Source organism: Pantoea sp. EABMAA-21 (genome assembly GCF_030053335.1).
In the GTDB taxonomy this organism is placed as follows: Bacteria; Pseudomonadota; Gammaproteobacteria; order Enterobacterales; family Enterobacteriaceae; genus Pantoea; species Pantoea communis.
On sequence record NZ_JASGBX010000001.1, the window covers coordinates 31,965 to 54,320 of the forward strand.

21 protein-coding genes are annotated in these 22,356 nt (G+C 55.9%); 12 read left to right on the top strand and 9 right to left on the bottom strand.

The features are described from left to right. The first annotated feature begins 26 nt into the window (after window positions 1-26). Both QMZ65_RS00135 and QMZ65_RS00140 read left to right on the top strand, forming a co-directional pair. Window positions 27-461: a ribonuclease domain-containing protein gene (locus tag QMZ65_RS00135; RefSeq protein WP_283003512.1), complete on the top strand. Its 435-nt coding sequence runs from the start codon at window positions 27-29 to the stop codon at window positions 459-461. Between the two features lie 2 nt (window positions 462-463). Continuing rightward, a complete protein-coding gene (locus tag QMZ65_RS00140; RefSeq protein ID WP_058959999.1) occupies window positions 464-730 on the top strand; it encodes a barstar family protein in 267 nt (88 codons plus the stop codon). On the opposite strand, the gene QMZ65_RS00145 is transcribed toward QMZ65_RS00140, so the two are convergent. The 4 genes from QMZ65_RS00145 to QMZ65_RS00160 all read right to left on the bottom strand — a co-directional run bounded on the left by QMZ65_RS00145 (window position 731) and on the right by QMZ65_RS00160 (window position 8,750). Then, window positions 731-3,103, bottom strand: coding sequence for a virulence factor SrfC family protein (locus QMZ65_RS00145; protein ID WP_283003510.1), 2,373 nt, complete (start codon window positions 3,101-3,103; stop codon window positions 731-733). Further along, on the bottom strand, window positions 3,100-6,072 hold the full coding sequence (locus QMZ65_RS00150; protein ID WP_211727867.1) for a virulence factor SrfB: 2,973 nt from the start codon (window positions 6,070-6,072) through the stop codon (window positions 3,100-3,102). The genes QMZ65_RS00145 and QMZ65_RS00150 overlap by 4 nt, the downstream gene beginning before the upstream one ends. A gap of 2 nt (window positions 6,073-6,074) precedes the next feature. Continuing rightward, a complete protein-coding gene (locus tag QMZ65_RS00155) occupies window positions 6,075-7,418 on the bottom strand; it encodes an SrfA family protein (protein ID WP_283215159.1) in 1,344 nt (447 codons plus the stop codon). A gap of 153 nt (window positions 7,419-7,571) precedes the next feature. Beyond that, a complete protein-coding gene (locus QMZ65_RS00160) occupies window positions 7,572-8,750 on the bottom strand; it encodes a benzoate/H(+) symporter BenE family transporter (protein ID WP_283215160.1) in 1,179 nt (392 codons plus the stop codon). 97 nt (window positions 8,751-8,847) lie between these two features. Between QMZ65_RS00160 and QMZ65_RS00165 the strand changes: the two genes are divergently transcribed. From QMZ65_RS00165 to QMZ65_RS00175, 3 genes are all read left to right on the top strand, one after another. Then, window positions 8,848-9,393: a helix-turn-helix domain-containing protein gene (locus QMZ65_RS00165; RefSeq protein ID WP_097117214.1), complete on the top strand. Its 546-nt coding sequence runs from the start codon at window positions 8,848-8,850 to the stop codon at window positions 9,391-9,393. An 88-nt stretch (window positions 9,394-9,481) separates the two neighbouring features. After that, on the top strand, window positions 9,482-9,907 hold the full coding sequence (locus tag QMZ65_RS00170) for a MarR family winged helix-turn-helix transcriptional regulator (RefSeq protein ID WP_097117213.1): 426 nt from the start codon (window positions 9,482-9,484) through the stop codon (window positions 9,905-9,907). Window positions 9,908-9,924: 17 nt separating this feature from the next. Beyond that, window positions 9,925-10,479 (top strand): isochorismatase family protein, encoded by a 555-nt coding sequence (locus QMZ65_RS00175; protein WP_097117212.1) that lies wholly within the window; start codon window positions 9,925-9,927, stop codon window positions 10,477-10,479. 110 nt (window positions 10,480-10,589) lie between these two features. On the opposite strand, the gene pqqU is transcribed toward QMZ65_RS00175, so the two are convergent. From pqqU to QMZ65_RS00195, 4 genes are all read right to left on the bottom strand, one after another. Further along, complete coding sequence (pqqU, locus tag QMZ65_RS00180; protein WP_283215161.1) at window positions 10,590-12,713, bottom strand: TonB-dependent receptor PqqU; 2,124 nt, start codon at window positions 12,711-12,713, stop codon at window positions 10,590-10,592. Window positions 12,714-13,049: 336 nt separating this feature from the next. Then, a complete protein-coding gene (locus tag QMZ65_RS00185; RefSeq protein ID WP_306439518.1) occupies window positions 13,050-13,271 on the bottom strand; it encodes a DUF3606 domain-containing protein in 222 nt (73 codons plus the stop codon). Window positions 13,272-13,533: 262 nt separating this feature from the next. Continuing rightward, window positions 13,534-13,773 carry a biofilm development regulator YmgB/AriR family protein gene (locus QMZ65_RS00190; protein ID WP_097117211.1) on the bottom strand — a complete coding sequence of 80 codons (240 nt, stop codon included), beginning with the start codon at window positions 13,771-13,773 and terminating at the stop codon, window positions 13,534-13,536. Window positions 13,774-13,862: 89 nt separating this feature from the next. After that, window positions 13,863-14,480 carry a TetR/AcrR family transcriptional regulator gene (locus QMZ65_RS00195; protein WP_097117210.1) on the bottom strand — a complete coding sequence of 206 codons (618 nt, stop codon included), beginning with the start codon at window positions 14,478-14,480 and terminating at the stop codon, window positions 13,863-13,865. Window positions 14,481-14,780: 300 nt separating this feature from the next. Here QMZ65_RS00195 and QMZ65_RS00200 point away from each other — a divergent pair, with 300 nt between their 5' ends. Further along, window positions 14,781-15,644 carry an NAD(P)-dependent oxidoreductase gene (locus tag QMZ65_RS00200; RefSeq protein ID WP_097117209.1) on the top strand — a complete coding sequence of 288 codons (864 nt, stop codon included), beginning with the start codon at window positions 14,781-14,783 and terminating at the stop codon, window positions 15,642-15,644. Next, complete coding sequence (locus tag QMZ65_RS00205) at window positions 15,645-16,427, top strand: AraC family transcriptional regulator (protein WP_097117208.1); 783 nt, start codon at window positions 15,645-15,647, stop codon at window positions 16,425-16,427. It abuts the gene before it with no gap. Here the strand turns inward: QMZ65_RS00205 and leuA are convergent. Next, window positions 16,378-18,063, bottom strand: a complete 1,686-nt coding sequence (gene leuA, locus QMZ65_RS00210) for a 2-isopropylmalate synthase (protein ID WP_097117207.1) — start codon at window positions 18,061-18,063, stop codon at window positions 16,378-16,380. The genes QMZ65_RS00205 and leuA overlap by 50 nt on opposite strands. 299 nt (window positions 18,064-18,362) lie before the next feature. Here leuA and QMZ65_RS00215 point away from each other — a divergent pair, with 299 nt between their 5' ends. The 5 genes from QMZ65_RS00215 (at window position 18,363) to pqqC (ending at window position 22,355) form a co-directional block, all read left to right on the top strand. After that, window positions 18,363-19,295: an ABC transporter substrate-binding protein gene (locus QMZ65_RS00215; protein WP_097117206.1), complete on the top strand. Its 933-nt coding sequence runs from the start codon at window positions 18,363-18,365 to the stop codon at window positions 19,293-19,295. Window positions 19,296-19,373: 78 nt separating this feature from the next. Beyond that, complete coding sequence (locus QMZ65_RS00220) at window positions 19,374-20,399, top strand: dipeptidase (protein WP_097117205.1); 1,026 nt, start codon at window positions 19,374-19,376, stop codon at window positions 20,397-20,399. Window positions 20,400-20,549: 150 nt separating this feature from the next. Beyond that, entirely contained in the window at window positions 20,550-20,621 is a 72-nt protein-coding gene (gene pqqA, locus QMZ65_RS00225) for a pyrroloquinoline quinone precursor peptide PqqA (RefSeq protein WP_010617686.1), read from the top strand. A 55-nt stretch (window positions 20,622-20,676) separates the two neighbouring features. Beyond that, window positions 20,677-21,603, top strand: coding sequence for a pyrroloquinoline quinone biosynthesis protein PqqB (gene pqqB / locus QMZ65_RS00230; RefSeq protein ID WP_097117204.1), 927 nt, complete (start codon window positions 20,677-20,679; stop codon window positions 21,601-21,603). Next, the gene (pqqC, locus tag QMZ65_RS00235) at window positions 21,600-22,355 is read left to right on the top strand and encodes a pyrroloquinoline-quinone synthase PqqC (RefSeq protein ID WP_097117203.1); all 756 of its coding nucleotides are present in this window, start codon (window positions 21,600-21,602) and stop codon (window positions 22,353-22,355) included. Before pqqB ends, pqqC begins: the two co-directional genes overlap by 4 nt. The last annotated feature ends 1 nt before the right edge of the window (window position 22,356 follow it).

Consider the following 22,356-nt stretch of genomic DNA (forward strand, 5'->3'; position numbering starts at 1 on the left):
GGCGTCCTGCACTTCGGGATGTCACTATGTCAAAGAAACTCTGGATTGGACTCATTTTCGCGCTGGCCGCTCTCTGGGCCGGGCTTAAGCCGCATTTCACCGGTAAAACCGCTGCACAGGGCACAGATATTGCCAAACTCACCGATGCCCACACGGTGGCGCAGTGGTTACAGCAAAATCATCAGTTGCCGGATCTTTATCTCACCAAAAGTGAAGCACGCCGTCAGGGCTGGAACCCGAGCAAAGGCGACTTGTGCAACGTATTGCCTGGCCGGGCGATTGGTGGCGATCGTTTTAGCAATCGTGAGCAGCGTCTGCCGATGAAACAAGGGCGTCAGTGGTATGAAGCCGATGTGAATTACGACTGCGGCCACCGCGATGCCGATCGTCTGCTTTACTCTTCAGATGGGCTGATCTTTCTCACCACCGATCACTATCGCAGCTTCAAACAGGTGAACTAACCATGTTGACCCTCTCTTTTGATTTCCAGCAGTTGGCCGATCGCCAGGCGTTTTACAGTGAGTTTGTGGCGCAAAGCGGCTGCAGCGGGGAGTTTGGCTGTAATCTGGATGCGCTGTGGGATTGGCTGACGGGCGGGATTGCGCTGCCGGCTGAACTGCATTTACGTCATGTTGCACTGGCCAGTGAGGCGGAATTTGCGCCGGTGCTGGCGCTGATGGAAGAGGCGGCGCAGCAGCTGCGAGGCGAGCTGCGCCTGATTCATGACTGATTACGCGTGCAGCGGCAGCAGTAGAATCGCCAGCATCTGACGGGCATTGGCGGGCAGGTCGCTGCCGCCGGTATAGCCGTTGTTTTCCACAATGACCGAATTTAATCCCACCAGCCAGTCATAGATATAATAGGCGGTATGATTGGCGGGTGCGGCTGACAAACGTGTTAAACGTTGACCAGGCGAGAAGCTCACGCTCGGCGCAGGTGGTCGGGCGAAGATGGTTTGTCCGCGATTAACACGACTCTCAGGCCGCTCGCTCTCCGGACGCTGCAGGAAGCCGAGCCAGGCGACAAAATCACCCAACACCGTCATCGCGCGCGAGACCTGACGATCGGTCCGCGCTTCATGCGCGCTGGCCTGCGCATCCGGTTCGTTAAGCGCGCTTTGCAGCTTACTTAATACCTTCAGGCGGAAGCTGGCGGTAATCAGCTCTTCTACCAGCAATTCCATGGTCGGCTTATCCACGTTCAGCAGCGTCAGCAAACTCCGGCTTTCCGGCAACTGTCGCAGATGTTCAAGCCACAGCGCAAACACCTGCTGCGGGAATTGCTGATCGCGCTGGCCGCTGCTGTTACGCGGTTCCGCAGGGGCCACCGGTTCATCTTTGAACAGGTCAAACTCAAAGCCAATACCAAAATAGCTCTGCTCAGCCGCAGCGGTTTTCGCGCTGTGCTGCACGACAGTGCCACTGCTCTGGCTCAGCCACAGCTGACGCACCGCTTCGCGCGAAGGCTGCAAGCGCTCCAGCAGTTCGCCGTGCAGGCCAGTGCGATGTTGCAAGCATTTCAGCAAGGTATCGGAAATCGCCTGCTTGCGTGCCGCCTGTTCTGGCGTGGCAGTGGATTCGGTCCACGGTTGCAAACGCTCTACCAGCTTTTGCTGCAAAGTGCTTAATTGCTGGGCCAGACGATCACGACGTGCTTCTGGCTGCATTTCATCCTGCAACCAACTGCCCATGCGATCGACACCGGCACGATCGAGTGCCAGCATGGAACCCCAGCTCTGTCCTGGTTGCCCGATCTGACGTTGTACGGCTTCATCAACATTAATCTGCTGCTGCTGATAGCGCGCATCGTGCGGGGTAATCGCCCAAATCAGGCGTGGCTTCTCGCCGCTGGCCGCTACGGTTTGATGGATATGCCATTCACGCAGTGCGTTAACCGCAATGTCGGTATCCTGACGCTGGCTGGCGGCGGTACAGATCAGCATAAGGTCGATGCCCTGACGCGCGGCATACAGTCCCGGCAGCAGTGCGCGTTTCTGCTCCAGCAGCGCCGCCCGCAGAGGATCGCGTTTGCGCAGCTGGGCTAAATCTTCTTGCTGACCCACGTCGGCAGGCTGGCCGGGCGCTGGCAGCTCCAGCATATCGGCTTCGTCATACAGTGCCTGACGCGGCGTTGAATTCAGCGGAACGGTGATTTCCAGCGTTAGCAACGCCAGCAGGCCCAACGGCACCTGCTGTGGTTTAGCGACACGATTGGCGACAATCGGGCAGACTTCAATCATTTCCTGCCAGTCGGCATCGTTGCTGATCAGTTTTTCCGCAGGCAGCGAGGCGTCATCGGTTAACAGGCTCAGCGGTGCCAGCAGGCGCGGTGCCTGGCGCAGCTGATAGCGCAGGTGCATCAGATTACGCAGCTGTTCGTTGAGTGCCACCTGATTAGGCCACAGCAACGCAAACAGCTGAATGCGGTCATCGACGTTTAACCACGGAGCAAGTTCCACCGCCTGTGGCCAGAAGTGACGATCGAGTACCTCGGCGTGACGATGCTGGCGGCGGCTCCACGCCCACAATGTAATCAAAGCATCGCTGTCGAGGCCCGGCTGCGGCTCGTCCTGACGATGGCGCTGTAAACGCTGCAGCGCGGCATCGATCACCGCACTGTCTGGCTGTGCTTCAGTTTTGGCACAGGCCAGCACCAGACGAATCAGCTCCACGTCATTGAGCAGCGTCATCTCCAGTGGCCAGGCGCTGGACTGGGTTTCACGCTGGTGGCTGAAGCGGGTGGCAATGGCAAAATCGAGATTGCCGGGATTGATGTTCTGGAAATGGTTCACAATTCTATCGCCCAGACGCGCCATCAGTTGGCCCTGCGCATCGCCCACCATTTCACTCAACAGCCAGGCTTTGCCCGCCTGTGACTGGCCAAACATCGCCAGCGTCACCGGACGTGCCAGTTGACGCGCCAGCGCATGACTTTCCACGCGCGCGCGGCGCAGTTGCAGCCGCAGCGTATCCGCTTCCAGTGCCAGACGCGGTGCCTGCGCCTGATGGGTTTCAATCCAGTTCAGTGCACCGTCCAGCGTCTCCTGCATTAGGCTCAGACGTTTGGCGGGCGTAACAGAGGTGGCTCTCTTGGCAGTTCTCATCGTTTGCAGACGCTCCCGCTGTCAATCCAATACTGCGCGTTGGCATTGCCGGTCGCAGACAGCGTATTCAGTTTCAGACTCAGTTGTTCCAGCGGCACGCGAGTACCGTCATCCATGCGGGCATCGCTCAGCACCAGACGCTCCGGACCAAAGTTGTCCGGCCCCGGCTGTACCGCCAGCTTGATACGCAGGATGCTTTCGCCGGCGACTTTACGTGCCAGATGCGGATCGGTGATGCTCAGACTGTACAGCGGTGAAGCTGGCCAGCGGTCATTATCCAGCTGACGGAAACCGAGGCAGACATTGCCGCGAATGCGGAAGCTGCTTTTACGATCCAGTGCGAAATCCCCTTTGTCGAGGTCGATCTCGCTGTAACACAGGTTGTCATCGCTCAGCGTGGCCGTTTCATCCAGCACGCCGAGATAGCGAATGGTGGAATAAGGCTCGAAATCACCCGCACGGAACCAGAAGCTGCTGAGACGCAGATCGAGCGCCAGCAGGCACAGCATCGCGCCGACGGCAGCAGTGGATTTCGGGTTATCAATGCGGCCTTGTTTGTTGAACGGATACCAGTCGCTGGTGTGATAGCCTTCCAGCGACAAAATACGGCTGCCCGGCAGCGGCTGCAGATGGCGTACCAGTGCCTGAATGCCGGGGAAGCGCGAAGGACGGCCGGTTAACAGCAGTACATCGCACTGATACAGCGACACCACTTCGCACATGGCACGCAGGGCCGGGATGATCGCCATACGATGCTGCAGGAACTCACCGTGCAGCTGCGCCATGCTGACCACCAAAGGCACATCCAGCAGATCGAAGCGGTTGTCGCCGCCCAGCGTGCGCTGAATCTCACCGTTAACAAACGCCAGCACGCTGCTGGCCGGTTTTTGTGGCACCAGCTCACCGAACAGCGCATTGATTTCGCTGTGGCTGTCGAGCGGATCCCAATTTTCGTAGCGTTCCAGCACGGCCTGCGCCAGCGGGATGAACAGCTGCAGGGTGACTTGCTGACGCAGCGTGGCTTGCCCATCCATGCGGCTGTCGTGACCAAACAGCTTGTTCATCAGCGGTTCAGCCAGCGTCAGCCCAGCCTTCTGCAGACTTTGTTGCAGTGCAGGCAGAATCCAAAGCTGAATCACATCCAGCAGAATATCGTCGCCTGCGACTTTAAAGCCTTCACGGAACAGCAGGCGCGGGGTGATTTTAACGTTATTACCCTGGCCGTCATCGAGACGATATTGGGTGATGGCCAGATCGGTGGTGCCGCCGCCAATATCGATAGAAGCGATGCGCAGGCTTTTGCCTGGTACTTCGTCGACTTCACGTGGACGATCCGGACGCGCCATGCTGCTGAAGAAATCTTCCGCACGCCCGGCAAAGTTCACCTGGGTTTCATTGAACAGCCACACCATTTGTCCGCAGGTGGCTTCATCCCATTCCATCTGCACATCCGGCACCGGGCGCAGGCTTTTCGCCTGACTCTGCACGCTGAAATCTTCCTCAGCCGGATGCCAGCCTTCGGCTTTCCACACCAGCGCGATGGCTTCCTGCATGCGACGACGGAAAATCTCGCGTTCCGGTTTCGGCATCGCGGAAGGCAGCGTGAGGATCACATGACGCAGCTGGCGCGGAGCCTGGCTCTGCGGCATGCGCTGACGCTGTGCCACGCTGTTCATCTGCATCATCGCCTGAGCCAGCAGCTCACACAGCATAAAGGTCATCAGCGAACTGCGGCTGTAGCTGGCAGAGAACACCGGCAGGCGATCGTCTTCCGCCAGCGCGTGCAGCGGCTGGCCTTCGTCATTCAGCAACAGGGTGAAAGGCAGCGCAGTTGCCTGTGGCTCATCACTGCTGCCATGGGCGTTAAAGCGCCAGCCTGGCTGATATCGTGCTTCATCCCACAGATAGCGGCGCGGGCTGGAGAGACCGGTGCTGCCTTCGGTACCCGCGCGCAGCAGGGCAAGGCGGCTGGCTTCACGGCCAACGCGCGTCAGCGATGGCCACATAAAGGCGTTTTCGCGGCCGCTTTCCAGTGAGAAGTTTGCTTTACCAAAGCGGGTTTCTGCGAATTCGAGACGGCTGTCAAACAGCTCGTTGTAGACCTGATGTGGCTCAGAAAGGTCGCGCAGTTGCAGTTCGTAAGTCTGGCGCAGACCGTTGCTCTCTTCAGCGTGGTCTTCCACCAGAATGCCGCAGGTGTGCGAGTTGCCAACGTCGAGGATGATATCGACATTCACCGCCGGGGTTTGCAGCGAGGTGGCCTGAATGTAGATCTCGGCCAGATCCAACTGCTCACCCAGCAGCTCCAGCAGGTTGAGATAGTGTGCCTGATACTCAAACTCACGCAGCGCCTGATTCAGCTCCTGCTCGCGGCGAGATTCCAGCGCGTTGACCTGCTGAGTAAAGGTTTCACGCAGCCAGCCATCCACCCAGGTGTGGTCCAGAAACTCACCCAGTTCATAGTTGTGCCAGGCAAGGGCGAAACTCACGCCGTTTTGCGCATCGGCTTTGCTCAGACCGTGCTGTTCGCCGCCGTCCTGTTCCGGCACGATACGGGTGTCAAACGCCAGCGTAATGCGATGGGTGTTACCTGCGGCATCGGGCTGTGCCAGCGGTGCCAGGTGCAGGCGTGCCCAGTTATCCGGGCCGCCAATAAAACGGCGACCGCTGGTGCAGCGCAGCACCGGCAGCGGCAGCCACTGGTGTGCCAACAGCGTTAACGAATCTGCCAGTGCAATGTCCGACTCGGGACGTACCACCTCTGCTGCACCGCCATCTTCGGGATAGAGCAAAAATTTGCCGCTGTTACCGTCCACGTTCAGTCGCAGCAGCGGACCGTTAGCGGTTTGACGAACGAACTGGCGGCGCGCCTGCAAGGCAGGCAGACGTAAGCCAAAATCGAGAAACTGCACACCGCTATCTTCAATCAGCGTGATTTTTTGTTTGTCATCGATGAGGGGAGCCAACATGTTTACTTACTCTCACGCTTAATCGTCAACGGGAAGACCTGATCTGCGCCGTACTGCGCAGTACAACTGGCAATGCCATCACCGGCTTTACACACCAGTTCCGGCATGCGGTAGCGCGATTTGTCGCTGCAGGTCGCAGTATAGCGGCTGCGAACCACCATGGTGCCGTCCACCGTCATTGCGGCAGTCACATCGGCTTTACAGCGGATATTGTCGCCCTGTGTAATGGTGGCGATGCCTTTACCGTTACGGAGCTGGTAACGCAGGCTCGGTGGCTTACCGGTTGGCAGGTTAGTCTGTCGTAATATCACGCGCCAGGTGCCGTTAATAAATTTCACAGATCCGATACGCGCATCTTCGGTAGTCATCACCAGGTCATCGGCCTTGGCCGGTTCAGTATGTTCAGCAATCACCTCAGGCGGCGCAGGAGGCGCGGCAGGCACAGGCGCAGCGGTGACCGTGGCGGTTTTTTGTGGCAGCGTGGCGGCCAGTTTCTCAGCTTTCGCGACCACTGGCGGTGGCGTGAAAACGGGAGCCGGTGCATCGGCAACCTGGGCAGGCGGTGTGGCTTCAGGCGCTGAGCTGTGCAGCCAGAACGCTACGCCAGCCGCAGCCACGGCGGCAACCGGCAGCAGCAATGCCAATGGACGCAATGCGGAAGGGCGGCGAACAGGCGGCTGTTCAACTTTAGGCTCAGGCTCAGGTGCGGGTTGTGGCGCTTCAGGTTCAGGCTGGGCGATCTCAACGGGCTCTTCCACCACGGGTGCAGCCACAACGGCAGGCACTTCAATCAAAGGCGCAATAACCGGCGCCACGATAACCGCAGCCGGTGGTTCTGGCAGCAACGGCGGTAAATCCTCTTCGAGGCTGTCGCGCAGACAGGCCAGTGCGTCATCGCGTGAGCGCGCCTGCGGATCGACAAAGCCCCAGAAGGTGATGACGGGTTTGCCATCAACCAGATAAACATATTGCTGATCCGGGAACTGCAACGTCTTGCTCAGTAAGGCGCCAAACAGGCGCATCGCCGGATTCTCCGCGTCACGCGCGCGTAAACTTGCGGCCAGTAAATCCTGCTGGTTGAGCGTCAGGAGTTCCAGCGCTTTTTGCCGCTCATGATCGCTGGCACCGCGCCAGGATTTTACTTTGCCGTTAAAGGGCGCATACCAGTCGAGGCGGTCCCCACGTTCGTTAGCCTGGGGAATGGCAAGGCAGTTTGCCAGCGCCGTCTGGCGACGTAAACGCAGTGTTTCACGGATTTGCAGGGCAGAAGCCCAGACCGGCTGGCCGTTTTCACCCAGTGCCAGTACCGAATCCAGATTGCCGCTGCGCAGAAAAGTTTTTGCCACTCGTAGGGCCCTTATCGGTGGTTGCCTGAAGCAAAATAGTGTGTGTATTTGGCGATACTGGTGATCTTAAGCCAAATGCAGGGGAATCAAACGGCTGATAAAGGGGGAAAAACAGGGTGTTTTTCCCGCGTGTAAGCGTCGGTTGCTGAAATTTTAAGCGCGTGCGCGGTGGCTCAGCACCAGATGGGTGATCATGCCGCCGATTAATCCCCAGAAGGCAGAACCAATCCCCAGCAGAGAGATACCACTGGCGGTGATTAAAAAGGCGACGATGGCGCTGTCACGGTGATCGGGCTCGGCGAGAGCGCGTTGCAGGCTGCCGGAGAGGGTAGCCAGCAGCGCCAGCCCGGCCAGCGTGGCGATCAGCACCTGCGGCAAGGCACTTAACAGAATGGCAATCAGCGCGCCGGTAAAGCCAGTCAGCAGATAGAAAATCCCGGCAATCGCGGAGGCCATCCAGCGTCGTTTCGGATCGGCATCCACATCCTCCCCCATGCAAATGGCAGCGGTAATGGCCGCTATGCACACCGAAAAGCCGCCGAAAGGAGACAAGATCAGCGCAATAAAACCGGTCCAGCCAGTAAGAGCGGAAACCGGCGGTTGGTAGCCATGCGCCTGTAAGGTCGCAATGCCCGGTGCATTTTGTGAGGCCATGGTGACCAGAAAATAGGGCAATCCAACCCCAATCAGCGATGCCAGCGTGAACTGCGGCATGATAAATTCCGGCACGCTCAGCGTCAGAGCATGCGGCGGGAAATGAATCGCCTGCTGACCCACCGCCACCAGCACGCCAGCGATCAGCGCCAGAATGATGGCATAGCGTGGCAGCCAGCGTCGGCTTAACAGCCACACCAGACACATACTGCCGCACAGGGCGAAGTTGCCTTGTAAACCGATGAAGGTGCCGATCCCGAAGCGCAGTAAAATCCCCGCCAGCATCGCTGCTGCCAAAGATTGCGGAATGTGGTTCATCAAGCGGGCAAACAGTCCGGTCACGCCACTCAGTACGATCAGCGCATTGGTCGCTACAAACACGCCGACCACTTCATTTAAGGTCAGGCCCTGCACGCTGGTGGCCAACAGTGCCGCCCCCGGCGTCGACCAGGCGGCCAGAATGGGCATGCGTGTCCACACCGAAAGACCGAAAGAGGCGAGACCCATGCCAATGCCGAGCATCGACAGCCATCCGCCGATCTGTTCCGGCGAGGCGCCTGCAGCCTGAGCGGCCTGGAAAATCAATGCGGCAGTGCTGCTGTATCCCACCAGCACCGCAATAAAGCCGGAAACCAGCATAGGGAAAGAGAAAGCGTTGCGCGAAGTGGCGGTGATCATCGGTTTGCATCCTGCTGTGCGTTATAACGCACACTATCGCACGAGTGTGTTATAACGCACAAGTGCTACACTGCGCGCGAATTTGCCAGGAGATATCATGGAAAATCTGCATCAACATTTGAGTCAGGCGTTAAAACAACTGCGCCAGGCGAACGGCTGGAGCCTGACACTGGCAGCGGATCGCACCGGCGTCAGCAAAGCGATGTTGGGCCAAATCGAACGCGGTGAATCCAGCCCAACGGTGGCAACATTGTGGAAAATCGCCACCGGGTTCAATGTGCCTTTCTCGTTTTTTGTTCAGGGTAGCGATCAACCGCCGGGTATCGCCGCGACTTTTAGCCAACCCAATGCGCTAATGCAGGTGAAGCCGCTGCTGCCATATGATGCCGCGTTGCGTTTTGATCTGCTGGAAGTCACCCTTGCTGGCGGTGCACAAAGCGACTCTTCCGCACACGAAAGTGGCGTGATTGAGCAGGTGGTGGTGCTGGAAGGTGAGCTGCTGCTGTGCGTGGAGGGAACCTGGCGTCGTCTGCTCAACGGCGAAGCGCACCAGTTTGCGGCGGATGTCGCGCACAGTTATCGCAATCCCCTCAGCACACCGCTGCGTTTTCACAGTTTGATTCATTACATAAAGCGGCCGTGAGTGCCAATTACAAATTGATACGAAGGTAAACTACACAGTTTGCCTTCGTATTTATATACTCGCGCTTCATCAGTAAGGAGAAGGTGCCATGAGCGACCTGAATAGCGCGGCTGCGACTCTACGCAGCGTGAATGGCAAACTGGCGCGACGTCTGCGCGAATCGGCCCCACCGGGCGATCTCACCTGGCCACAGGTTTCTGTATTGGGTTATCTGGTGCGCGATGGCGCAATGACGGTAACCGAATTGGCCGGGTTGGAAGGCGTGCGCAGCCAGTCGATGGGTGCGACCGTTGCCAGCTTGCAGGCGCAGGGACTCGTGAAAGGGGAAGCCGATCCGCTGGACGGCCGTAAAACCCGCTATCTGCCGACCGAAAGCTGCCTGAGGCTGATCGCCGCCAATCGTGCACAACGTGATGACTGGCTACTCCAAAGCATGGCAACCACGCTTAATAGTGCGGAGCAGAAAATTTTAATGGCCGCTATTCCCTTACTGCAACGTATTGCCGACCAATAATCCTGAGAGGAATTCCCATGGCTTTAACGACCTTAGACGCAAAAACCGCCCTGATTGTGATTGACCTGCAGCACGGTATTGTCCGTCTTCCTGTTGCGCCTTTGTCAGCCGATGTCGTGGTTGAGCGTTGTGCACAGCTGGTTAAGGCGTTTCATGACAAAAACCTGCCGGTGGTGAAAGTGAATGTCGCCGGTGGCGCACCAGGCCGTAACGAGCAGGCGCGTCATAGTGGCGAACTGCCAGCCGACTGGGCTGTGCTGGTACCGGAAATGGCGCTGAAAGCCGATGAAATTGCCGTGACGAAAAAGACCTGGGGTGGTTTCCACAATACGGATCTGCACGATCAGTTGCAGCAGCGTGGTATCACTCAGGTGGTGGTGTGCGGTATCGCCACCAGCATTGGCGTGGAATCCACTGCGCGTCAGGCTTACGAGCTAGGTTACAACGTCACGCTGGCAACAGATGCGATGACCTGTCTGAACGCTGATACCCACCAAAACAGCGTTGAGCGTATCTTCCCGCGTCTGGGCGAAACCGGCTCAACCACCGACGTGCTGGCTCTGCTGAAGTAAAACGACTGGTCAGGCATGCTCATGCACTGCATGCGCATTGTCAAAACGGCATAAAAAAAGCCCTGCAATCCGAATAAGGTTGCAGGGCTTTTTATCAGGCGCGATGTCAGTTACTGAAACGCATAACTTACCGTCAGACCAACACTGTAGTTGCGTCCTGGCGCCGGCTCGTAATAGCGACCGTTGCTCTCATTGACGATCACTGAACCCACATAGGTGCGGTCAAACAGGTTATCCACGCGACCAAACAAGTCCAGCGTCCAGTTCTGTACCAGCCACTTATAACCCGAGTTCAGGCCAAATACGGTATAAGAGGGTGCTTTGACATCATTTTCATCGTCCGCTGCAATGTCGCTCATGTAGCGCACATCACCGCCGGCATACCAGCCATGATCCGGCGCATAGGCTAACCCGGCATAGGCCATATTACGTGCGATGCCTGGAATACGGTTGCCGTCACAGCTTTCAGTGCCACAGGCGTTAGAGCGATAGCGCGCATCCAGCAAGGTCCACGCCGCTTTCAGGTGCCAGTCATAACCAAACTCCTGATCCAGACCCAACTCCAGCCCGCGACGACGGGTTTCACCGGCATTTTTATAACTGGTGCGGCCTTCATAGCTGCTGTCAGAGACGATTTCGTTTTTGGTATCGGTCTGGAACACGGCGGCGGTAATTAAACCGTTACCGATACGCTTTTTAGTGCCCAGCTCAACCGTATCGCTGGTCGCCGGCTTCAGATTGAGGTTCAGGCCAGACTGATCGGCTGAGCGATAAGACAACTCATTTAGCGTAGGCGTTTCAAAGCCACGGCCCGCAGACACATAGGCATTCCAGCTATTATCAATCGCATATTTCAGTGAGGCGGCAGGCAGCCAGCGGTGATAACGTCGATTACCGCTGTCATCGGGATCGCTGGAAGTGACGTAATAATCGTTGGAGTCGAAATTCACCGTGCTCAAACGCACACCAGCATCCAGTGACCACTTATCGGTGAACTGCCACGCCGTTTGCAGATAAGGATCGAGGTTCCACATCAGGTTGCGTTCATTGCGGCGCATATCACCCTGCACGCCGTAATCCGTCACGCCATTGCTGGTGGTGAAATTCTGATAACCCTTACGCTTTTCGGTCATGGTTTCATAGTCGAGACCGGCGGTCAGCGTCACAGGAAGGGTGAACACGGTATCGCGATGGGTCCAGCGCGTATCAATCCCCTGATAGTGGCGAGCCAGCGAAATCACGCCGCCGGGATAGCCTGCTTTCAGCTGGGTCGCCATCGGAATCGATTGATACTGCGTGGTTTCACGCTCACCGGCGTACATCATCACGCTGAGATCGTCATTCTCGCTCATCTGGCGCTGATAGTGCAGCCCAGCCTGCGTTTGGTCGACGGTTTTGCGCGCGTTGTAAAGCGTCACGTTACTTGCAACCTGACGCGGATTATCTTTCCATTGCGCCTCGGTCAAACCGCCGGGATCCTGCGCATCCACGTGAACGCTGTTAAACAGTAGCGTCAGGGTGCTGACATCATCAATGCGCACACCGAGTTTGGCGTTACCGAGGTTTTTCTCTGCCGAGCTGTGATCGCGATAGCCATGGGTGGTAAAGCGCGAGGCCGACACGGTGTAATTCACGTCACCGGCGTGCGTGCCATCACCGGTGGCACCGCTGGCTTTGACGCTGTTGCGCCAGCTGCCGTAGCTACCGTACCAGGTGCTGGCTTCCAGCGTGGTGGGTTGCTGACCGGTTTGGGTTTCAACATTAATGACACCGCCCGACGAGTTGCCGTACAGGGCTGAGAAGGGGCCGCGCAGTACTTCAACGTGATCAATCGAACCAATGTCGATATTTGAGGTTTGTCCCTGACCATCTGGCATCGTGGCGGGAATACCGTCGACATACAGACGGATACCGCGCAGGCCAAAGGTTGATCGCGAGCCAAATCCGCGCACGGAAATTTGTAAATCCTGCGCATAATTTTGACGGTTCTGAATCTGCATGCCCGGCACGCTGGCGAGGTTTTCCGAGAGGTTGACGCGTGGTGCTGCATGACGCATATCCTCGCCAGACACCACACTCACCGCCGCGGGCGTATCCAGCTCTGACAAACCGGTGTCCGCGGGCGCGGCACTGACGACCATGGTATTGCTGGCATTATCCGCCGCCATCAATTGCAAAGGGAATAATGCAGGCAGCATCAGCAACGGTGCCTGTCGCAGTAAAGCAATTTTCATTATGAAAGACCGTATAAAAGACGTGGAATGAACCAAATGGAACATTAATCGCGCATATGTTAATAGTTTTGCCGATAAATGGTATTACATTTTCACGCATTATATTAAATAAATGCTGTTATTAGCGTTTTATACCTCAGGCAGGGAGAGGGCTGTGACGTTTGATGTGTAAAGGCCGTTGACTCATGGCTATTTTGTTGGCTATGGGCTGAACAGGGACAACGCAAACGACTGAGCGGCTGCCGGATGGATTCATAAGCCATAACGATAATGAAACTGCGCTCACGTTGTCCTTATGCGTCTATCCCGCCAGTGTCATGACGATGGCCTATCACCTTAATAAGACTGAGGTTGTCGGGCAGGAGGATGCTCAGTGAGCCATCGGCGAACAGCTTCGGTCTCTGATCCTACTTCTCGCACCGCCCGGGTAAGTCTTTCCTGAGTCGTATGCAGAGTGAGCGTCCAGTAAGTGATTTGCCACTGTTCAGATAATTCAATGCGCGACAAATTTGACGGGATGCGACGCTGTATAGGGTCTTTCATTTTTATTATCCTCATGACTTAAAAACATAATTAATTCTTATCTGATGAGGAGGTGATTTTGTTTTTTTCTGCGCTGGGGAAAGCAGATTATTCCCTATTACTTTGTTTGAGCCATGATTGGGATGTTTCTTATACAGAAACGAGAAGAATAAGCGTAACGGCAAGCACTGGCTCATGATGTTATCGAATACAAAAAGGATGTCGGCGACACGAAACGATGATTGCTCAAAATAGAGATATTAAAAGCAATCAAACGGATGCGCTTTTTATTTATAAGCTAACAAGACAATAATTTCTTAAAAATATTTGAATAGTGCCTTTTAACTGATGATTCTTCAGCTTCATCCAGCTTTTTGAGCAATTCAAAACACAGTGTTTTACGACTGAGCGTTTTTCCCGCGCTTAAAATTTCGCCCACAACGCGCCCCAGGGCTTCCTCTTCTGAAATATCTTTTGGAGGTGCCACATCCTGCTCCATAGCCATTCTGTGATTCTTCGCTACATCATTGATGCACATATCAATTCCTCTTAGGGATCACAGGCGTCAGGAGAGCGCTATGATTAAATTTAATTAGGAAATGACTATTTCCTAATATGGCAAATGAATCATTCCAGAACCTTCATCACCATAGTAATGGTTTTTTTCCCATTAGTCACATCCTGAACTTTACCTACCACACGCATGCCGAATGCCACGCACAGCAATAAGCCTGCCGCAGTTTCAGCATCCAGTTGAGAGGAAATAGATCCGTCTTTCTGGCCTTCAATAATAAGCGAAACGAGAAAGTTTTGATTACGCAACACGGCCTGCCTGACTAACGCTGAAAGTTCTTCATCCAGCGTTTGCAGTTCAACCGTGCTCCCAACAACCAAACAACCTCTACGCCCTTCAATCTCAACCGCAGAGTCTAAATAAAATTGCAGTAATTCCTCAATCCGCGATCTGCCATCCGGGAAATGTTGCAACCGCTGACGTAAATCGGCATTACGGAGGGCAATGTAGCGTTCAAATACCCGCAAAAAAAGGGTGCGCTTATCAGTAAACGCCTTATATATACTTCCAGCCGTTAAACTCATGGCTTCGCCCAGGTCGGCTATTGATGAAGCGTGATAACCTTTCTTTCTGAATACTATCATTGCTTTATCTAAAACGTCGTCCATATCGAAGACTCGGGGTCTTCCACGTTCTCGAGTGACTTTTAAACTTTGGTTTTCTGATGACATCGGTAATTATTTATAGAGTGTTAGTTTCCCATTTATCATATGCGAACTTTTTCCAATAATCGAATAGCGATGAATACGAATTCTTGTGTCATTGCCGCAATGATAAAATTAACCCGGTAAATCGTTATCCCATCCTACTCGCCAGAAAGCGCCCAGGGTTGTTTAAAAGCATGCTGATTAACCCTGTGCCTTGTCGGGGTTGAGATTAAAAAATGCCTTTCGGCGCACCTCTCGCCTGGCTGCGCGCAGAAATTTCTGTCAGTCTGACTGTTTTGTCTGAATGCATAAAAGGGAATCAAGATGAGTCAGCAACCGGTTGTCGCGGTATTAGGTTTAGGCGCAATGGGGCACGCTTTTGCCGCCAACTTACTGAAAAAAGGGTTCGTGGTGCGTGGCTGGAATCGCACGCGTGCCAAAGGTGAAGACCTGCTGGATGCTGGTTTGCAGCTTAGCGACAGCGCGGCACAGGCGGTGGAAGGCGCAGATGTGGTGATCGCCATGCTGTCTGACGGCGACACCACGCGCCAGACCCTGACCGAAGCGAGCAGCGCACTGAGGCAGGGCGCGACCGTCTGCCAGATGGGGACTATTGGCGTGGAAGCGACTGATGCGCTGATTGCCGACCTGCAACACGCACGTCCGGACGTGCTCTTTATCGATGCGCCGGTTTCCGGTACCAAAGCGCCTGCCGAAAATGCGCAGATTCTGGTGATGGCCAGCGGCGATCAAAGCAAAGCGCAGGCCGCTGAGCAGGTGTTTGCTGCAATTGGAAAAGGCACACAGTGGCTGGGTGAGGCGGGTGCCAGCTCGCGTATGAAACTGGTGGTCAACAGCTGGCTGATTGGCCTGATGCAAAGTCTGGCGGAGAGTACACGCCTGGCGGAGCAGTTTGGTTTCAGCACCGACGATCTGTGGAAAGTGCTGGATGGTGGCCCGCTGGCAGCCCCGTACGCCAAAATGAAACTGGGTATGATCGCCAGTGGTGATTTCACCCCGCAGATGCATCTGGTGTGGGCCTTGAAAGATGCCAGACTGGCACTGGATGCTGCGGGTGAGACCAAACTGTCCGCGCTGGAGAACATCGTCGATGTCTGGCAGCAGGCGGTCGATGCCGGTTACGGCGAGCAGGACCTGGCGGCGGTTTACCAATACCTGAAGCGCTAAATGAGCCAGCGCCTCAACTTCGATTTTAGCCAGCGTCCGCTGGTGCCTTATGCGCACGATTATGTGCACGGTGATGCTGAGTCATGGCATCACCACGATTGTGCACAGTTGATCCATACCTTAAGCGGCGTAGTGAAAGTCGAAACCCGGCAGGGCAGCTGGATTGTGCCGCCGAGTCGTGGCGTGTGGTTACCGGCGGGCACCGGGCATGCACTGCAGATTGTGGGTGCCGTGGCGGCACGCACGCTGTTTGTCGATCCGCTCGCACGAGCGGATCTGCCTGCCAGTTGTCAGGTGGTGCAGATTTCCCCGCTACTGCGAGAGCTGATCGTCAGTGCTCTGGCATTGCCGGACGCTTACGCCTCTGGCAGTCGTGCGGAACGCATTTATGAATTGATTCTCGATGAAATTCGCGTAATGGATGTGCTGCCCTTCGGCCTGCCGTGGCCGGAAAGTGAGCGGATGCGTGCACTGTGCCAGCAAATTCATCAGCAACCGGGCGAGAGCTGGACACTCGCGAGAGCGGCCAGCGAACTCTGTGTCGCTGAACGCACGCTGGCGCGTCATTTTAACCGCGAAACGGGCTTGCAGTTCAGCGATTGGGTGCGCCGCGCACGCCTCAGCGTGGCGCTGGCGCGGCTGGCGCAGGGCGAAACGGTGTTAACGGTGGCGCTCGAACTCGGTTATGACAGCCCGAGCGCCTTCAGTGCGATGTTCCGCCGCGTGCTCGGCGTTACACCGGCAAACTACTTTCCTGCGGCAGAAAAGCGTGGGCTGCGTTGAGTAGCGCCTGTAATGAGGCGCGTGTCACATCATTATCGATGCCCACACCCCAGGCACGTTCGCCGCGTGCATTGGTACAGCTAATATAGGTAACAGAGCGGCTATCACTGCGTTTACCCAGCGTATGCTCGTGGTAATCCTCAATGCTGATTGCCAGATCATAGCGCTGACGCAGTGCCGCGACCGCCGCCGACAGCAGTCCGTTGCCTTTGCCTTCCAGCGTCAGCGTTTGTCCGCCATCCTGCAGGCGCGCTTTAAATCGTGTTTCACCTTTCTCATCGCTATGGCTTTCCGCGTCCAGCAAGCGGCGTGCAGGCTGCGTTAAGCCGTAATGCTGGCAGAACAGTTGCCACAGTGCGTGATGCGTCATCTCCTGTCCGTGAGCATCGGTTTGCTGCTGCACAATGCGGCTGAACTCCTGCTGCAACCCGCGCGGTAACTGCAGGCCATGGTTTTGCTCCAGCAGCCAGGCGGCACCGCCTTTACCGGACTGACTGTTGACGCGAATCACCGCTTCGTAGCTGCAACCGATGTCGATCGGATCAAGTGGCAGATACGGCATTTGCCAGATCGCCTCCTGACGCTCATTGCGTTCGGCAAAGCCCTTACGAATCGCATCCTGATGCGAACCCGAAAACGCGGTAAACACCAACTCACCAGCGTACGGATGGCGCGGATGCACCGGCAACTGGTTGCAGCGTGTCACCACTTCCAGCACCTGCTGGATATCGCTGAAATCGAGTTCCGGCGCTACGCCCTGAGTATATAAATTCAGAGCCAGCGTCACGATATCGACATTGCCAGTGCGCTCACCATTACCGAACAAACAGCCTTCAACGCGATCGGCTCCGGCCAGTATCGCCAGTTCGGCGCAGGCCACGCCGGTGCCGCGATCGTTATGCGGATGCACGCAAATCGCCACCTGCGATCGCTGGCTAAAGTGGCGGCAGAAATACTCAATCTGATCCGCATACACGTTCGGAGTATTCACTTCCACCGTGGCGGGCAGGTTAATAATCATCGGGCGTTCAGGCCCCGGCTGCCAGATCGCTGCGACTGCTTCACAAATCTCCAGCGCGAATTCAGGTTCGGTAAAGCAGAACGTTTCAGGTGAATACTGGAAGGTCCAGGCGGTGTCGTTTTGTGCTTCACATTGGGCGCGGATTTGCCGTGCCCCAGCGCAGGCCAGCTCAATGATCTCTGCTTTGCTCTGGCGGAATACGCGTTCGCGGAACAACGGTGCCGTGGCGTTGTACATATGAATAATCGCCTGCGGTGCGCCGCGCAGGGCTTCAAAGGTGCGATCAATCAGATCGCTGCGTGCTTGCGTCAGTACCTGAATCGCAACGCCTTGCGGAATATGATGCTGCTCAATCAGCAGGCGTACAAAGTCGAAATCAGTTTGTGAGGCGGCAGGAAACGCCACTTCAATCTCTTTGAAGCCGCAGCGCAGTAACAGCTGCCAAAACTCCAGCTTGCGGGCGCTGTCCATGGGTGTCGCCAGCGCCTGGTTGCCGTCACGCAGATCGGTGGACAGCCAGCGCGGTGCCTGGGTGAGCTGGCGCGAGGGCCACTGACGGTCAGGCAACTCAATCACCGGAAAGGGGCGGTATTTTTCAGCAGGGTGGTTCAGCATGAGGTTCTCCTTATGGGTCTGTACTCAGTCTGGACCACATCGCCGCACGCTGCTCACGCATAACTGACAAGCCACATTGCGTAACTGACATTTCGTTGCGAAGTTGCCGCAGCAGCCGGGCCCACATTCTGTGAACCCTCGCTATCCCAACCGTTCACAACAAATGTGGGATGATGAGAATCGACGGCCAAAAGCGTTGTGCTGCTTATGCGCAGGATGATTTTCCTCAGACGAAATCGGCATCTGGGCTTTTAGCACAACAGGGTAGTCTGGGGTTTTGCGCTATAAGAGAAAATAGAATGAAAAGAAAAGCTTTAGCCCTGTTAGTGATGCTTGCCAGTGGAACCGCTGCGGCGGAAACCGTCACACTGCGCATTGCCGACCAGAAGGGCAATATGCATGCCGAGATGGAAGCGGCGCAGCAGCTCAATAATCTCAATTATAAAATCGAATGGGCGGAGTTCCCGGCAGCGGCACCGCTGGCGGAGGCACTGAATGCGGGCGCCGTCGATGCGGGTATTATTGGTGATGCGCCGCTGCTGTTCTCGCTGGCGGCCGGTTCGCAGGTGAAAGCGGTGGCGGTAAGTAAATCTGTGCCTGAAGGCTTAGCGGTATTGGTTAGCCCGGATTCAAAAATTAAAACCGTGGCCGATCTCAAAGGGAAAAATATTGCCACCGGGCGTGGATCCATCGGCCATTTTGAAGCGCTGAAAGCACTGGAAAAGGCCGGTTTGACGGATAAGGACGCCAACTTTCGTTTCCTGACACCCGCCGATGCGCGCATCGCATTAGCCAATGGATCGGTAGATGCCTGGTCAACCTGGGATCCTTATACCGCGCTGGCGGAAGTCACGCATACTGGACGTGTGCTGATCAATGGCGTTGGCCTCTCCAGCGGCAACAGCTTCCTCGCGGCCACCGATGCGGCAATCAATGACGAGGCCAAACGTGCAGCGCTGCAGGATTACGTTAATCGCCTTGCGGCGGCGGATCGCTGGGCGAACAGCCATGTTGATGCGTACTCCACCACGCTGGCGAAAATCATCGGCTTCCCGAAAGAAGCCGCGGCGAAGTCCTTTGCACGCCGCCAGTCGCATTGGCAAACCATTGATGACGCCACCATTGCGCAGCAGCAGGACACCGCCGATTTTTATCAAAAACAGGGCCTGATTAAGCAGCATCTCGACGTCAAACCCACCTTTTATCATGGCCTAAAGGTTGCACAAAACTAACGCTTTGTGCCCCTTTGTTTGGCGAATCAACCGGGCGCGAGTAGCATAGCGCCTATATATCTCGCTGTGTGATCCCCTATGTTATTTAAAACCTTCGATGGTCATAACGACCTGCTGCTTAATCTGTGGCTGCATCATCGTGACGATCCCGCTGGCGCCTTTTTTTCTGGCATTGAGAAAGGGCATCTGGATTTTCCACGTATGCAGCAGGGTGGTTTTGCCGGTGGGCTCTTTGCGCTGTTTGTCCCGCCGCAACGTTACATCAACGAAGTGGCACCACAACGTGCAAACGAGCAGTGGCAGCCGCTGGATATTATCTGGCAGCAACTCGACATCCTCAAGACGCTGGCAGCGCAGTCCGGCGGGCGCGCCCGCTTATGCCTGACGGCTTCGGATATTGCCAGCTGTCGCCAGGATGGCGTGCTGGCGATGGTCGCGCATATTGAAGGGGCGGATGGATTCGATGCCGATGGCGAAGATCTGCATGCCTTTTATCAGGCAGGTGTGCGCAGCATCGGGCCTTTCTGGAACTTACCTAACCGATTTGGTGAGGGAGTAAACGGTGCTTTCCCGCATTCGCCAGACACCGGACCGGGCCTGACCTCCGCCGGTGAGCAGTTGATCCTTGCTGCCAATCGCCATCACATGATGATTGACGTGTCGCACATGAATGAGAAAGCGTTTTGGGACACTGCACGGCTCTCAACGGCACCGCTGGTGGCCAGCCACTCTAACGTGCACGCGCTTTGCGCCCAGCCGCGTAACCTGACTGACGATCAACTGCGTGCCATTCGCGATCGTGGCGGAGTGGTAGGGATTAATTTTGGTAACGCTTTCTTACGGCCGGATGGCAAGCGCGATAGTGATACGCCATTGATTGAAATTGTTAAACATCTGGATCATTTAGTTGAAATAATGGGGCCAGAAAACGTAGCATTTGGTTCGGATTTCGACGGCATTAGCGTGCCCGATGCGTTGAAAGATGTTTCAGGGCTACCGCATCTCTATGCGCTGCTCACGTCGCTCGGCTATGATCAAGTCATGATTGAGCAGTTTGCCTGGGGGAACTGGCTGCGCGTCCTGCAACAGATTTGGCAGGATTAGCACAATTCCCTTACCGAATCAGGGTTGATCTGCCCGCTACATTGGCGCAACATCAGCCCGCGTCGTGCCTTGCTGCCAGAAAATTCGTTTACTGGTGCAAGCATTTCCAGCAGAGCCTGCTCTGCGTTATTTGTTTTGAGGAAGAAAGTTATGTGGAAAAAACCTGAATTTGTTGACCTGCGTCTGGGCCTGGAAGTGACTCTGTACATCTCCAACCGCTAAGACTTTCTGCCCGCCATTCGTGCGGGCATTTTATTTTTCATTCTGGTTATCTCTCATGTTTATTAAAGTGCTCGGTTCAGCGGCAGGCGGCGGCTTTCCGCAGTGGAACTGTAACTGCGCCAATTGCAGCGGCCTGCGCAACGGTACGATTCAGGCTCAGGCGCGGACGCAATCCTCGATCATTGTCAGTGACAACGGCGAAGATTGGGTGCTGTGTAACGCATCGCCAGATATCAGCCAGCAGATCGCCCACACACCCGAGCTAAATAAAAAAGGGGTGCTGCGCGGCACGGCGATTGGCAGCATCATTCTTACCGACAGTCAGATCGATCACACTACCGGTTTACTCAGTCTGCGCGAAGGCTGCCCGCATCAGGTGTGGTGCACGCCCGAGGTGCATGCCGATCTCACCAGCGGTTTCCCGATTTTTACCATGTTGCAGCACTGGAATGGCGGGCTGCAGCATCATGGTCTTACGCCACTCGAACCGTTCCGCGTCGATGTATGTCGTAATCTGCAGTTCACCGCGATTCCTATTCTCAGCAACGCGCCGCCATACTCGCCGTATCGCGATCGTCCGTTACCGGGCCACAACGTCGCTCTATTTATTGAGAACACCGCCAATGGCCAGACCCTGCTGTATGCGCCAGGTCTGGGCGAGCCCGATGCGGTGATCATGCCGTGGCTGGAGAAAGCCGATTGCCTGTTAATTGACGGCACCGTCTGGCAGGACAATGAGTTGCTCGCCACTGGCGTCGGTAAAAACACCGGCAAAGCGATGGGGCATCTGGCCCTCGCGGAAGAGCATGGCCTGATGGCGCTGCTGGCTGCATTGCCGGCAAAACGCAAAATCTTAATTCATATTAATAACACCAATCCGATCCTCAACGAGCAGTCGCCGCAGCGTCAGTATCTGACGCAGCAGGGCATTGAAGTGAGCTGGGACGGGATGGCGATTCATCTGCAGGAGAGCGCATCGTGATTATCACCGAAGCCTTATCGCCTCAAGAGTTTGAGCAGGCGCTGCGTGCCAAAGGCGCGTTTTACCACATTCATCATCCATACCATATCGCGATGCATAATGGTGAAGCGACGCGTGAACAGATTCAGGGCTGGGTCGCGAACCGCTTCTATTACCAGACCAATATTCCCCTGAAAGATGCGGCGATCATGTCGAACTGCCCGGATCCCGCAACCCGCCGTAAATGGGTGCAGCGCATTCTCGATCATGACGGCAGCAACGATCAGGAAGGCGGTATTGAAGCCTGGCTGCAACTGGGTGAAGCGGTGGGATTGGATCGTGAAGTCCTGCTGTCTGAGAAACTGGTACTGCCGGGTGTGCGTTTTGCCGTGGATGCCTACGTTAACTTCGCCCGTCGCGCCAACTGGCAGGAAGCAGCCTGTAGCTCATTAACTGAACTGTTTGCACCGCAAATCCACCAGTCGCGCCTCGACAGCTGGCCGCAACACTATCCGTGGATCAAAGAAGAGGGTTACTTCTATTTCCGCAGCCGCCTGAGCCAGGCAAACCGCGATGTGGAGCACGGGTTGGCGCTGGCGCTGGAAGTGTTCACCACTGCTGAGCAGCAGAACCGCATGCTGGAAATTCTGCAGTTCAAACTCGATATTCTCTGGACGCTGCTGGATGCCATGACCATGGCGTATTCTCTGCAACGCCCGCCTTATCACACGGTCACCGATCAGGTGTCCTGGCACAGCACAAGACTGGTGTAAC